The organism is Microbacterium oleivorans NBRC 103075 (assembly GCF_001552475.1).
Classification (GTDB): domain Bacteria; phylum Actinomycetota; class Actinomycetes; order Actinomycetales; family Microbacteriaceae; genus Microbacterium; species Microbacterium oleivorans.
Window position 1 is genome coordinate 76817 of record NZ_BCRG01000010.1, and the last position, 13308, is coordinate 90124.

14 protein-coding genes are annotated in these 13308 nt (G+C 70.3%); 7 read left to right on the top strand and 7 right to left on the bottom strand.

Translation table 11 applies throughout. The features are described 5' to 3' along the window. Positions 1–37 precede the first annotated feature (37 nt). From dapE to MO1_RS14510, 3 genes are all read left to right on the top strand, one after another. On the top strand, positions 38–1114 hold the full coding sequence (gene dapE, locus MO1_RS10805) for a succinyl-diaminopimelate desuccinylase (protein WP_060916028.1): 1077 nt from the start codon (positions 38–40) through the stop codon (positions 1112–1114). Then, positions 1096–2295, top strand: coding sequence for a hypothetical protein (locus MO1_RS10810; protein ID WP_060916054.1), 1200 nt, complete (start codon positions 1096–1098; stop codon positions 2293–2295). Before dapE ends, MO1_RS10810 begins: the two co-directional genes overlap by 19 nt. A 93-nt stretch (positions 2296–2388) precedes the next feature. Next, a complete protein-coding gene (locus tag MO1_RS14510; RefSeq protein WP_064506455.1) occupies positions 2389–2562 on the top strand; it encodes a DUF3117 domain-containing protein in 174 nt (57 codons plus the stop codon). 58 nt (positions 2563–2620) lie between these two features. On the opposite strand, the gene MO1_RS10815 is transcribed toward MO1_RS14510, so the two are convergent. Continuing rightward, a complete protein-coding gene (locus tag MO1_RS10815) occupies positions 2621–3259 on the bottom strand; it encodes an O-methyltransferase (RefSeq protein ID WP_036312389.1) in 639 nt (212 codons plus the stop codon). A gap of 75 nt (positions 3260–3334) precedes the next feature. On the opposite strand from MO1_RS10815, the gene MO1_RS10820 reads away from it, so the two are divergent. Beyond that, on the top strand, positions 3335–3724 hold the full coding sequence (locus MO1_RS10820; RefSeq protein ID WP_060916029.1) for a twin-arginine translocase TatA/TatE family subunit: 390 nt from the start codon (positions 3335–3337) through the stop codon (positions 3722–3724). A gap of 28 nt (positions 3725–3752) precedes the next feature. Here the strand turns inward: MO1_RS10820 and MO1_RS10825 are convergent, their stop codons facing one another. Genes MO1_RS10825 through MO1_RS10835 form a run of 3 tightly spaced genes read right to left on the bottom strand, consistent with a single transcriptional unit; the run spans position 3753 to position 6678 of the window. Beyond that, entirely contained in the window at positions 3753–4883 is a 1131-nt protein-coding gene (locus MO1_RS10825; RefSeq protein WP_060916030.1) for a P-loop NTPase, read from the bottom strand. Continuing rightward, a complete protein-coding gene (locus MO1_RS10830) occupies positions 4880–5416 on the bottom strand; it encodes a DUF1003 domain-containing protein (RefSeq protein WP_060916031.1) in 537 nt (178 codons plus the stop codon). The genes MO1_RS10825 and MO1_RS10830 overlap by 4 nt, the downstream gene beginning before the upstream one ends. Beyond that, on the bottom strand, positions 5416–6678 hold the full coding sequence (locus tag MO1_RS10835) for a magnesium transporter MgtE N-terminal domain-containing protein (protein WP_036312397.1): 1263 nt from the start codon (positions 6676–6678) through the stop codon (positions 5416–5418). Before MO1_RS10835 ends, MO1_RS10830 begins: the two co-directional genes overlap by 1 nt. A 72-nt stretch (positions 6679–6750) precedes the next feature. Between MO1_RS10835 and MO1_RS10840 the strand changes: the two genes are divergently transcribed. Together MO1_RS10840 and MO1_RS10845 are read left to right on the top strand one after the other, a co-directional pair. Further along, on the top strand, positions 6751–7482 hold the full coding sequence (locus tag MO1_RS10840; protein ID WP_060916032.1) for a YflT domain-containing protein: 732 nt from the start codon (positions 6751–6753) through the stop codon (positions 7480–7482). After that, positions 7479–8150: an alpha/beta hydrolase family protein gene (locus MO1_RS10845; protein WP_060916033.1), complete on the top strand. Its 672-nt coding sequence runs from the start codon at positions 7479–7481 to the stop codon at positions 8148–8150. The genes MO1_RS10840 and MO1_RS10845 overlap by 4 nt, the downstream gene beginning before the upstream one ends. On the opposite strand, the gene MO1_RS10850 is transcribed toward MO1_RS10845, so the two are convergent. From MO1_RS10850 to MO1_RS10860, 3 genes are all read right to left on the bottom strand, one after another. Next, on the bottom strand, positions 8132–9841 hold the full coding sequence (locus tag MO1_RS10850; RefSeq protein WP_082724411.1) for a gamma-glutamyltransferase family protein: 1710 nt from the start codon (positions 9839–9841) through the stop codon (positions 8132–8134). The two genes, MO1_RS10845 and MO1_RS10850, sit on opposite strands and share 19 nt — an antisense overlap. Before the next feature lie 66 nt (positions 9842–9907). Then, a complete protein-coding gene (locus MO1_RS10855) occupies positions 9908–11326 on the bottom strand; it encodes an aminopeptidase P family protein (protein ID WP_060916035.1) in 1419 nt (472 codons plus the stop codon). A gap of 31 nt (positions 11327–11357) precedes the next feature. Beyond that, a complete protein-coding gene (locus tag MO1_RS10860; RefSeq protein ID WP_036312405.1) occupies positions 11358–12371 on the bottom strand; it encodes an endonuclease/exonuclease/phosphatase family protein in 1014 nt (337 codons plus the stop codon). Positions 12372–12427: 56 nt separating this feature from the next. Here MO1_RS10860 and MO1_RS10865 point away from each other — a divergent pair, with 56 nt between their 5' ends. Next, positions 12428–13303, top strand: coding sequence for a PHP domain-containing protein (locus MO1_RS10865; protein WP_060916036.1), 876 nt, complete (start codon positions 12428–12430; stop codon positions 13301–13303). The last annotated feature ends 5 nt before the right edge of the window (positions 13304–13308 follow it).

The window sequence follows — 13308 nt, forward strand, 5'->3', positions numbered from 1 at the left end:
GGTTCCAGGCTATCGGGCCGTCGTTAGACTCGACGTCATGCCCCGGCTCGACCTCCGCTCCAGCGCCGTCGACCTGACGCGCACCATCTGCGACATTCCGAGTGTGTCGGACGACGAGACCGTCCTCGCCGACGCGATCTTCGAAGCGGTGTCCGCGCTCCCTCATCTCGACGTCTACCGCGACGGCGACACGATCGTCGCGCGCACCTCACTCGGGCGGGCCCAGCGCGTCGCCATCGCAGGCCACATCGACACGGTACCCATCAACGACAACGTCCCCACGCGTGACATCGACGTCGACGGCGCGGCCTACCTGTGGGGGCGGGGCACCGTCGACATGAAGGCGGGCGTCGCCGTCCAGCTGAAGCTCGCGGCGGAGCTGACGGATCCTCGCGTCGACATCACGTGGATGTGGTACGACCACGAGGAGGTCGCTGCAGAGCTCAATGGGTTGACCCGGCTCGCGGCATCTCGGCCCGATCTCTTCGAAGCCGACTTCGCGATCCTCGGAGAGCCGTCGAACGGGCAGGTCGAGGGGGGCTGTAACGGCAACCTCCGCGCTGTCGTGCGCACGTCGGGTGTCCGCGCCCACAGCGCACGGGCGTGGATCGGTGAGAACGCCATCCACAAGGCGGCGCCGATCCTCGCGCGCCTCGCCGAGTACCGTCCGCGCGAGGTCGAGGTCGACGGGCTCGTCTACCGTGAGGGACTGAACGCCGTCCGGATCAGCGGCGGTATCGCAGGCAACGTCATCCCCGACGCGTGCGAGGTCGAAGTCAACTACCGCTTCGCGCCGAGCAAGGATGCCGCGGCCGCCGAGGCGCACGTGCGCGACGTGCTCGCCGGCTTCGAGGTCGAGGTCGTCGATCTCTCCGAGGGCGCCCGCCCTGGGCTCGACGCCCCGTTGGCGCAGGAGTTCGTGGCCGCCGTCGGTGCGGAGCCGAAGCCCAAATACGGCTGGACGGACGTCGCGCGCTTCTCCGCGATGGGCGTGCCCGCCGTCAACTACGGTCCCGGCGACCCGCACCTCGCCCACCACGACGAGGAGCGCGTTCTGCTCGCGCAGATCGAGGACGTGGAACGGGGCCTGCGGTCATGGCTGAGCGGCGACTGAGGACCGCAGCCTCCGTCGCCGGCACTGTCGCCGCCGTCTACTTCTCGGCTCGCCTCGTCACCACCGTCTTCTTCTGGATCGCAGCCGAGCTGTCCGGAACCCACTCGCGGTTCGGGCCTGACGCGACGATCTCCTCCCTGGCCATGGGCTGGGACGCCCAGTGGTACTGGGTCATCGCCGACCAGGGGTATCCGTCGCAGTTGCCGGTCGACGACACCGGCCGGGTCACCCAGAACGCGTGGGCGTTCCTGCCGCTCTTCCCCTGGACGGCCCGGGCGCTCGGCACTGTGCTCGGCGGGTACCCCGCCGGGGCGATCGTGCTGGCAGCCGTCGCCGGGTACGCGGCATCCGTGGTCTTCTTCCTACTGCTGCGAGATCGCCTCGGCGACACCGCGGCGCTGTGGGCCGTCGTCTTCTTCGCGAACGGGCCGTTGGCCGCGATGTTCCAGATGGGGTACGCGGAGCCACTCGGGCTGCTGTGGCTGTTCTTGGCGCTCTGGGCGCTGCTGCGGAGACGATTCGTGTGGATGTACCCGCTCGTCGTACTCCTGGGGTTCACCCGTCCCGGCGTCCTCGCCTTCGCCCTGCTCCTCGGGCTGTACGGCATCCATCGATGGATCCGGCGGCGAGATGATCCGCTCCCCGGCTCGCACATCGCTCACATCATCGCCCTCGGCGCGCTGGCGACGATCGTCGGGTTCGCGTGGCAGGTCATCGCGGGGCTGGCGACGGGTGACCCGTCGGCCTACCTCGAGACCGAACTGGCATGGCGTCGCGACTGGGTCGGTTCTGAAGAGCAGTTCGTCCCCTTCGCCGGCTTCGTGACGGCGGCGCGGGTCTGGTTCGGGATCTGGGGTCTTCCGCCGATCTGGGGACCGATCGCGCTCGTGATCCTCGTCGTCGGGGCGGCTGCCGTGCTGATCCGCTCGTCACAGGTCCGTCGGCTGGGGCCGGAGATCCGCCTGTGGGGCGCCAGCTACCTCGTGTACCTGTTGGCGGTCTTCTTCCCGCAGTCGAGCACCTTCCGACTTCTCCTCCCGTTGAGCCCCGTCGCTGCGGCCGTCGCCGTGCCGCGTTCTCGGTGGTGGCGGATCGGCGTACTCGTGATCTGCCTCGCCGGACAGTGGGTGTGGATCCACGAGATGCTGGCGCTGGGGGACACGTTCTACCGGATTCCGTGACGATAAGCGTCTCCTGAGAGCCGCGCGCGCCGAAGGCGTTCACCCCATTGGGTAGACTAATGAGGTAGGCCGAAGACGAAAAGGAGCCCCACAATGGCAGCCATGAAGCCGCGCACTGGAGACGGACCTATGGAGGCCGTCAAGGAGGGCCGCCTGATCATCGTTCGTGTTCCGCTCGAGGGGGGCGGTCGACTTGTCGTGTCGGTGAACGACGACGAGGCGAAGGAACTCCACAGCGTTCTCAGCGGGGTCGTCGGCGCCGCCTGACCTCGGCTCGATGCGAAAGGCCGGTCCCCACGGGACCGGCCTTTCTGTGTTCGAGTGCTCAGCCGGCGTCGGCGACCGTCGTCAGCTGAAGAAGGCCTTCACCGACGATCGACAGGGCGCCGAGGACAGCAGGGGATGTCTGCGTCTCCTGGATCAGGGAGCGATAGGCGCTTTCGATCGGGCCGCGCTTGACCGGATCGGCGACGGCGCCGCCGGCGAGGACGCGCGGTACGAGGACGGTCCCGCCGGCCCGCGCGAGTCGGAGCCCATGCTCGACGTATTCGATGACGCCTTCGGGGTCGGCGTCGATGAGGACGATGTCGTAGGACGCCTCGTTCATCCGCGGCAGGACGTCGGCGGCGCGACCTGTGATGAAACGTACGCGAGCAGCGGGAACACGGGCATCCGTGAACGCCTTCCGCGCAACGGCGAGGTGCTCGGGCTCTTTGTCGATGGTGGTCAGCGTGGCGCGCGGCGAACCGTGCAACAGCCACAGACCCGAGACGCCGCCGCCCGTGCCGATCTCGACGATGTTCAGCGCTCGGCCCGCCGCAGCGATCACCGCGCACTGCGCACCGACTTCAGGGCTGATCGGGTTGGCGCCGATCTCGAGGGCGTGTGCGCGCGCCCGCGCGATGGCGTCGGTCTCGACCGTCGCCTCGGCAGCGAACCTGCGAACCGCCTCGTGATCTCCCATGTGGTGAACCTCCACGCCTCAGCCTAGGCGGGTCGACGCTCCGCAACCCCCAGGCGCACGGGTAACCTGGGAACCATGTCATTCGGGCTCGATCTGGAGAAGATCCTCCTCATCGGGCTCATCGCCGCCCTGCTGCTGGGACCCGAGCGACTGCCCGGTTACGCGGCGTCTCTCGCTCGGCTGACTCGACGAGTGCGCGAGTGGCTCGATGGGGCCCGCACCCGCGTCAAAGAGGAGATGGGCGACGACTTCGACGACATCGAGTGGCGAAAGCTCGATCCGCGTCAGTACGACCCTCGTCGCATCATCCGCGAGGCGCTGATCGACGAGGCTCCGGTGAAGCCGGTGTCGGCGGGCGCTCCGACCGCCGTCGCCGTCGCCGAGTCACCCGCAACTGTCACCACGGCTGCGGACGAGGCCTCGGAGGACGCTCTGACGGTGCCCTTCGACTCCGAGGCGACCTGATTCGCCGACCTCGGTCGTCCGACGGGCGTCAGGTCCGTGAGACGGGCAGTGAGCGCCCCGCGAGGGAACGTCGCGTCGTCGTGATCGCGTCGGCGATCGACGAGATCGCCTGAGCCGCGACGTCGCCGGGGGAGCCGACCACGACGGGGACGCCGACGTCGCCGCCCTGGCGGAGCGCCGGGCTGAGAGCGACGGAACCCAGCAGGGGCACCGTGTCGTCGTCGGTGGAGAGCGCGGCGGCCACGGCCGCTCCGCCACCCTCGCCGAACAGATCGACGACGGTGCCGTCGGGCAGTGTGAAGGCGGCCATGTTCTCGATGACGCCGAGGAGCGACTGGCCGGTCTGCCGTGCGACCACGCCGCTGCGGACGGCCACATCCGCCGCCGCCGCCTGCGGCGTCGTCACCACGAGGACCTCCGCGTGAGGGAGGAGTTGTCCCACCGAGATCGCGACGTCCCCGGTGCCGGGAGGCATGTCGATCAGGAGGACGTCCAGGTCACCGAAGTGCACGTCGGTGAGGAACTGCTGCACGGTCCGGTGCAGCATAGGGCCGCGCCACGCGACGGCAGGAGAGGCATCCGGCGGGAGGAACATGCCGATCGAGATCGTCTTCACGCCGTATGCGACGGGAGGGAGCATGAGGTCGTCGAGGCGCGTCGGCTGCGGGGGGCGACCGTCATCGCCGACGAGACCCAGAAGTCCCGGGATCGAGAACCCGTGGACGTCGGCGTCGATGAGACCGACCGCGAGCCCGCGCGCGGCGAGGGCGACAGCGAGGTTGGCGGTCACCGTCGACTTCCCGACACCGCCTTTCCCGCTCGTGACGGCGATGACCCGGGTCAGCGAGTCCGCCGTGAACGCCATTCGCTTCACACCTCGGATCCGCTCGACGAGGGCCGAGCGCTCGGCGGGGGTCATGACGCCGACGTCCACCGACACCTCTGCGATGCCGGCGACGGCTGCCGCGGCTTCCCGCACCTCGCGCTCGATGCGGTCGGCGGCGGGGCATCCGACGATCGTCAGCGCGATTCCGACGTGGGCCACGGTGCCCTCGACACTGATGTCTCGCACCATGTCGAGCTCACCGATCGGCCGCCGGAGCTCGGGGTCGATGACGGCCGACACGGCGCGCCGGACCTCTTCCGCGTGCACGCTCACGAGGTCGGAGCGTCGTCGCCGTGACGATCCTGATCGCGCTCGTCGAGCCGTTCCAGCAGCGTCTTGAGCTCCTGTCGGAGCACATCGCGGCTGAGGACCTCGTCCTGCATATCGGTCAGGGCCATGCGAAGCGCCACCACCTCGCGCGCGAGGTACTCGGTGTCGGCGAGGTTGCGCTCCGCGCGTTGGCGGTCCTGTTCGATCTGCACGCGGTCACGGTCGTCCTGACGGTTCTGCGCGAGAAGGATGAGGGGAGCCGCGTACGATGCCTGGAGCGACAGCATGAGGGTGAGCGCAGTGAAGCCGAGCGCCGCGTCGTCGAAGCGGAGATTGTCGGGGCCGACCGTGTTCCAGAGGATCCAGGCGACGCAGAACAGCGTCAGGATCAGGAGGAACGTGGGCGTGCCCATCGCGCGCGCGATCCACTCGGTGAACCGTCCGAACCGGTCGCGTGACGGCTGCGGCGTGCGGCTCAGCACCGTCGCGCGTCGTCCGCGGGGTGCCTCGAAGCCGGACTTGGGCGCGCGTGCCATCATCGGCGACCTCCCGAGACCGCTCGCGGCGCATCCTGCGAGCGCCAGTCATCGGGAAGCAGGTAGTCGATGACGTCGTCGACGGTTACCGTTCCGACGAGGTGGCGCGCCTGGTCGACGACGGGGAGCGAGACGAGGTTGTAGCTCGCGAGGAGGCGGGCGACCTCGGCCGCGCTGGCCGACACGGTCACGGGCTCCACGGTGTCGTCGATGATGGCGCCGAGTCGCTCCTGGGGCGGGTAGCGGAGCATCCGCTGGAAGTGGACGACGCCCAGGAGACGGCCGGTGGGCGTCTCGTACGGCGGGAGGGTGACGAACACCGCCGCAGCGAGCGCGGGGTGGAGTTCGTGTCGTCGGATGAGCGCGAGCGCTTCGGCCACCGTCGCGTCGGCGGACAGCACGATCGGCTCGCTGGTCATGAGGCCACCGGCCGTGTCGGGACCGTGCTCGAGAAGGGCGCGGACGTCCTCGGCCTCCTCGGGCTCCATGAGGTCGAGGAGCTGGCCGGCCCGGACGTCGGACAGCTGCCCGAGCACGTCGGCCGCGTCATCCGGTTCCATCGCGTCGAGGACGTCGGCGGCGCGCTCATCACCCAGTGCCTCGAGGATGTGGACCTGGTCGTCTTCGGGCATCTCCTCGAGCGCATCGGCGAGCCGGGCGTCCGGAAGCTCTTCCGCGACCTCGAGCAGACGCTCCTCGGGAAGGTCGAGGAGGGTGTTGGCGAGGTCTGCCGGCTTGAGCTCGGAGTACGACGCGACCAGCTGTTCGGCGGACTGGGTCTGCCCGGCCACCTGCTCGTCACGGACGTCGTTCCACTGGGCGAAGGTCGTCGGGCCCTTGGCGAAGGGCGAGGCGCTCGTCTTCGGCCGACGAAGGAACAATTGGCCGACGTGCCACTCGCCGAGACGGTCGCGCTCGATCGCGACGTCTTCGATGACAGCCGATCCCGACCCGTCGCGGAGATGCACGCGTCGCCCGATGAGTTCGGTCATGACGCGGACTTCACCGCCGCGCTGCTCGAAGCGGCGGACGTTGATGAGGCCGGTCGTGATGACCTGCCCGCTCGCGATGGAGGTGACCCGACCGATGGAGAGGAAGACGTTGCGTCTGCCGGGGATCTCGACCACGAGGCCCACGACCCGCGGAGGATCGTCCTTCCGATAGATGACGACCACGTCGCGGACCCGCCCCAGGCGGTCGCCTGACGGGTCGAAGACGGCGCACCCGGTCAGGCGCGCGACGAACACCCGCTGCGTACTCACCTGACCAGCGTAGTCGGCGTATCCCTTCCCGTTCCTGCGCAGACGCAAAGGCCCGCGTGCGAGACTGAAGCCATGAGCATGATGGGCGGAGCCCCGAAAGAACACGGCGCGACGGTTGCGGAGTACACGGCGTACGAAGCGGCGCAGAAGGCCGTGTCGACGTTGATCGCCTCCGACGTCCCCGCGCAGGACATCGCCATCGTCGGGCGCGGGTTGCGCTCCGTCGAACGCGTCACCGGACGGCTCGGGTACGCGACTGCCGCCCGTTCGGGCGCGATCAACGGCGTTCTGCTCGGACTCCTGTTCGCGGCGATCTTCGTGCTGGGAAGCCCGGGTGCGGTCCTTCAGCTCTTCGTCGGCGTCATGCTGGTCGGCATCGCCCTCGGCATGCTCCTGAGCATCATCAGCTACTCGATCCTTCGTCGACGCCGCGACTTCACCTCGGTGACGCAGGTCATCGCCGACCACTACGACGTGACGGTCCTGCCGCGGAGCATCGGCCGGGCGAAGGAGCTCCTGGGAGCCGCGAGCGCCCCGGCCGCGCCGACCGTGCCCCCGACGGATCTGACCGCCCCGCCCCGCTACGGAGAACGGGTCGATCCCGGTGGTCCCGTTCCGCCGTCCGGCGAGCGCGTGGATCCCGCCCCGACGCCTGCGGCGGGAGAGCGCGTCGACCCCAGCGCTCCGCCCCGCTACGGCGAGCGGGTGGATCCAGCGCCCGCGCCGCCCGTCACCCCGCCTCTCACGCAGCCGCAGGACGGCGACGCCCCCGCGGCACCGCCCACCCCCGACTCTCCGCGATGATCCCTGTCGCCCTGCCCTCGGGCGGGGTAGAGCTCGGCGCCTGGATCGACGAGGCGGACCACCCGATCGGCGTGATCGCGTTGGCGCACGGTGCGGGGGCCGGGCACGAGCATCCCTTCCTCGTTGGGGCTGCTCAGGCCTGGGCGACTGCGGGTTTCACGACGGTGCGATTCGACTTCCCCTACCGGCACTCCGGCCGACGGATGCCGGGGCCCGCCGCTCACGCGATCGCGACGTTGACCGCGGTCGAGGCCTTCTGCCGCGCGGCGGCACCCGGCATCCCGTTCGTGGCGGCGGGCAAGTCCTACGGCGGACGCATGGCGTCGATGGCCGCGGCGGAGGGCCGGATCACCCCGGACGCACTCGTGTACCTCGGGTACCCGCTGCATCCGCCGGGGCGGCCGGACAACGCCCGTACGGCGCACTTGCCTGCCGTGAGGGCCCCGCAGCTCTTCCTCGCTGGCACGAAGGACCCGTTCCTGCAGCCGCTCGCCGACCTCGACGAGGCGGTCGCCTCGTGTCAGCGCGCTGAGATCGTCTGGTTCGACGGCGGCGGTCATTCGTTCGAGGTGGCGGGCCGGAAGCTTCCTGCTGACGACGTGGGGGCTGCGACCGCGACGACCGCGGTGCCCTGGCTGGTCGAGCGGCTTCAGCGACCCGCCGCGTAGCCCTGCATGCCGCGCGCGTTGGCAGCGCCCCACAGGATGCCGGTGTCACCGTCGATGGCGACCGCCGAGAGGCGGCCGAGCGACCAGTCCCCGACCCGCGTGACTCGGTGGCCGCGTTCGGCGAGACCCCGCAGCACGCTCTCGCCCACCCGGGCTTCGACGACGACTCCCGTGGGGTCCCAGGTGCGGGGCCAGAAGGAGTCCACCATCGCCGTCGTGTGGAGGGTCGGCGCGTCGATGGCCTCCTGCGCGGTGTACCCGCCGACGATCATCCGGAGGAGCATCGGCAACTGCCACTGATCCTGCTGGTCGCCGCCGGGGGTGCCGAGAGCGATGCGGGTGTTCCCGTCGTGGACGAGCGTCGGGGACAGCGTGGTCCGCGGCCGGTGGCCCGGACGGAGCGCTGCCGGTGACGAGTCGTCGAGCCAGCACATCTGCAGACGCGTGCCGAGGCAGAAGCCGAGCGACGGGATCACGGGGGAGGACTGCAGCCACCCGCCGGACGGTGTGACCGAGACGATGTTCCCCCACCGGTCGACGACGTCGATGTGGCACGTGTCACCGCGGGTGTCTCCCGTGCGGGCGACCGTCGGCTCGCCGGTCCCGGCGGCAATGCCGCCCTCGCGACGGAGTGGCGGCACCCATGGCTCCGCTCCGGAGAGCCGGACAGGTCGCCACTCCGACGACGCCTGTTCGCCGATGGCGGCCCGCCGTGCAAGCACGACCGCGTCGGAGAGGAGGGGCGCGGCATCCGCTCCGTCACCGAAGTACGCGTCGCGGTCGGCGAGGACGAGTTTCAGCACCTCGACCACCGTGTGTGCGCCCCAGGCGGTCGACGGGTCGAGGTGATCGTCCGGGAGGGGGTCGAGGATGCGGAGAGCCTCGAGCAAGGCGGGACCCTGAGACCAGGCATCCGCCTTGAACACCTTGCGCCCGCGGAACGATGCCGACAGCGGCTCCTCATACGACGCGGGCGCCTCGATCAGATCTTCCGGGCGGATCACAGCGGCGTGGTCGGCCCCGCTCGAGTGCCGGTGCGGCTGGGCGAGGAACTCGCAGGCGTCGGCGAGCAGGCGACGCCACTCGCCGCGAGCGGCGTCGATGCCGGCGGTGCGATCGTCGCTCTCGTCTGCGACGGCAGCCAGGCGGCGAAGCACGTTCGCATACGCGGGGTTCCGGTGCAGCGCCCCCGCGGGCGGCACGGCGCCGCCGGGGAGCCACACGTCCGCGGACGACGGCCAGTGTTCACGGAAGAGGTCGGCGACGCGGCCGATTGTGGCCGCTGCGGCGGGAAGAAGCGGATGCCCGTTGTCGGCATACGAGATCGCGTACGACAGCACGTCGGTCACCGCCCACGTGCCGTGGTCGCGCAGGAGCAGCAGCCACGCGTCGACCGCCGCCGGGATCGCTGCGGCGAGGCCACCGGCTCCCGGGACGAGATCGAGGCCCTCGCGCTGGAAGTGCGCGATCGTGGCACCGGCGGGAGCCGCGCCCTGACCCATGAGGACCGTGGGGGCCTCGGCATCCGCCGGCTGGAAGAGACCGACCAGGTCGCCGCCGGGACCGTTGAGGTGCGGCTCCACGAGGTGGAGCACGAACCCGCCCGCGCAGGCGGCGTCGAACGCGTTACCGCCGCGCTCGAGCACCGCCTGCGCCACGGCGGTCGCCGTGGCATGCGTGGAGGCGGCCATCCCGAACGTCCCCGTCAGCTGGGGTCGCGTCGTGAAGGCGGGCGGGGGCGTGTACGCCGACACGGCTCAGGAGCGCGCCCGGGCGATCCAGGCCTCGATCTCGTCCGCGGTCCGCGGGATGTCGGCGGACAGGTTCACGGGGCCGTCCTCGGTCATGAGGATGTCGTCCTCGATCCGCACACCGATGCCGCGATACTCCTCGGGCACGGTGAGGTCGTCGATCTGGAAGTACAGGCCGGGCTCGATCGTGAACACCATGCCGGGTTCGAGCTCTCCGTCGTAATACATCTCCCGCCGCGCCTGGGCGCAGTCGTGCACGTCGATGCCGAGGTGATGGCTCGTGCCGTGGACCATGTACCGGCGGTGTTGACCACCGCGGTCGGCGTCGAGTGCTTCTTCTGCCGTGACGGGGAGGAGGCCCCACTCGGCAGTCCGGGCGGCGATGACCTCCATCGCGGCCTCGTGCACGGCACGGAACCTGACGCCCGGCCGCGCGACCGCGAACGCCGCGTCCGCAGCTTCGCGTACGGTCTCGTAGATCCGTCGCTGGACGGGGGAGAAGGTCCCCGAAACGGGCAGCGTGCGGGTGATGTCCGCGGTATAGAGGCTGTCGACCTCGACACCCGCGTCGATCAGGACGAGGTCGCCCGGGACGACCGCGCCGTCGTTGCGCGTCCAGTGCAGGTAACAGGCGTGCGGGCCGGAGGCGGCGATCGTGTCGTAGCCTTCGCCGTTCCCGTCGGTGCGGGCCCGCAGGTGGAACACACCCTCGATCGCACGCTCACCGCGGGGCGTGTCGATGATGCGCGGGAGCTCCGCGACGATGTCGTCGAAACCGCGACCGGTCGCCTCGACCGCGAGGCGCAGCTGCGCGATCTCGTACGGGTCCTTCACGAGGCGCAGTTCCGACACGAACCGCGTGAGGGTGTTGTCGTCGTCGACCACGAGGTCGTGGTCGGTGCTCGTGAAGTCGTCGATGTGCGCGGTGCGAAGACCCAGATCCGCCGCGACACCGTCGAGGGAGGGTCGCGGTCCGATCCAGAATTCACCGATCGTGGCGTCGGCGTAGAACTCCGTCGTGGTCCGGTCGGCGCGCTCGCGCAGGTGGAGGGTGATCTCGTGTCCACGGTCGGTCGGCTCGAACACGAGCACGGAGTCGGGGACGGCATCGGCGCCCCAACCGGTCAGGTGGGAGAACGCGGAGTGGGCGCGGAACGGGTAATCGGTGTCGTTGGAGCGCTGCTTGAACGATCCTGCAGGGATGACCAGCCGTGCGCCCGGGAACGCCGCGGAGACGGTGGCGCGGCGAGCAGCCGCGTACGGGGCCTCCGCGCGCTGCGGCGGGAGGGACTCGGGCCGCTCGGCCCATCCGGTCGAGATCGACTCGAGGAAGCCCGCGGGGAAGGGCTGCTTGCGATTCGTGGTCGCTGCGGCCGGGGTCTCGGTGGTCTCCTGGGCGAGGGTGTCGCGCTCATCGGTGGTCATCGTCCCAGTCTCCCACTCACCGTCCGAGACGTCAGCCCACCGGCTCCAGCTGGACGATGACGGGGCGGTGGTCGCCGCCGGATCCGTCGAGGGACGTCACGACGACCGAGCCGGTCGGACGCCAGGCATCCGTCGTCATCACGTGGTCGATGGGGGCGCCCAACAGAGCCGGCCACGCCGTGTCCCACGTGCCCACCCCGCCGTTGCCGGTGAGGGATGCCGCATCGTGGCAGCGGCCGAGGGTTCCGCCGTCCGCTCCCAGGCGGCTCATGTGATCGATCGTCGCGTTGAAGTCACCGGCCATGATGACGTTCGCGCTCGCGCACTGGTCGGCGATCCAGCGGAGGTCGCTCCGCCAATGGTCCATGTCGTTCTGCCGCGGTGCGACGGCGTGGACGGCGACGACGGTCGGTCCCTCGCCGTTCACGGGCATCGCGACGACGCTCGGCACGACCGATGTGTTCTTCGTGCCTGCGGAGTCGGACTCGACGACGGCGTAGTCGCCCAGCTTGGGCGAGATGAGAAGCGTCGTGTAGGTGGCATCCCACCCCTGGTAGTTCTCTTCGTGCACCCACATCGGATTACCGCGCTCGCGCATCGCGACGGCGATCGCCTTGCCCGTTTCGTCGGTCGTCTCGGGAAGGGCGACGATGTCGACGTCCATCGCAATGGCGGTCGTCACGATCGCGTCGACGTCGGTGGCCTCACCGGCCGTGTTCCACGTCATGACGCGCACGCTGTCGGCGGTCGGCTCGGGAAGCCCCGACGTACCGAGACCCCGGAAGACGAGGATGCCGACGTTCGCCGCGCACGCGAGGATGCCGATCATCGCGATACCGGCGCCGAATCCGCGGCTGCGGCGTCCGAGGCAGAGGAGCAGCCCGACGAGCGCGATCACAGCGAAGCCGACGGCGACGATGGGCCGCAACGAGACGAGCTGAGCGATCGGGAAGGTCTGCTCCAGCCGGAAGAACTGCGGCCAGGTGACGATCGCGGCGGCGATGGCGGCGGCGATCGTGATCAGGATCCCCGTCAGTCGCAGCACATCACGACCCTAGGCGGGGAGGCTGGGGAGTTTCTGCGCGCGGTACGCTCGTCACCATGTCCGCAGGGTCCTCCGCTCCATCGGCCCCGTTCGGGCCCGGCGACCTGCACCTGCACTCGGATCATTCCGACGGCACCGAGCCGCCCGCCGCTGTCATGGCCGCGGCGCATCGTCACGGCATCCGGACGGCCGCCCTCACCGACCACGACACGACATCGGGATGGGCGGAGGCCGCGGAAGCAGCGGTGTCGCTCGGGATGTCCTTCCTCCCGGGGATGGAACTCTCGGCCCGTCACGAGTGGCGGAGCGTGCACGTACTCGCCTACCTCATCGACCCGGACGACACGGGTCTGCGTGGCCTCACCGACCGCATCCGCGAGTCACGTCTGACCCGTGCGCGGACGATGGCCGAGCGGATCGGCCGCGATTACGACCTCACGTGGGAGGACATCGAGGAGCAGACGGCGGAGGGCGCGACGATCGGTCGTCCGCACATCGCCGACGCGCTCATCGCCCGCGGCCACGCGCGCGATCGCGGGGAGGCTTTCGGCGGAATCCTGTCGCCCGCCAGCGACTACTACGTCGCCCTGTACGCTCCAGATCCGGTGACGGCCGTGGCCGCCGTGGCGGGAGCGGGTGGCGTACCCGTCATCGCCCATCCGGCGGGACGGGCGGGGCTCCTGCCCGGCCGCGTCGTCCGGGGCATGCTCGACGCGGGCCTCGCCGGATTCGAACTCGGCCACCGAGAGAACGTCGAGCCGGCTCTGGGGGAGCTCCGCCGTCTGGTTGCGGAGCGCGACCTGATCGCCACCGGGTCGAGCGACTACCACGGTCGCGGTAAGCCCAACATTCCCGGCGAGAACACCACGCCCGAGGAGACGATCGCACGGATCGTCGCCCTCGGGACGGGGAGCTCGGTCGTCACGCCGTAGCGCGA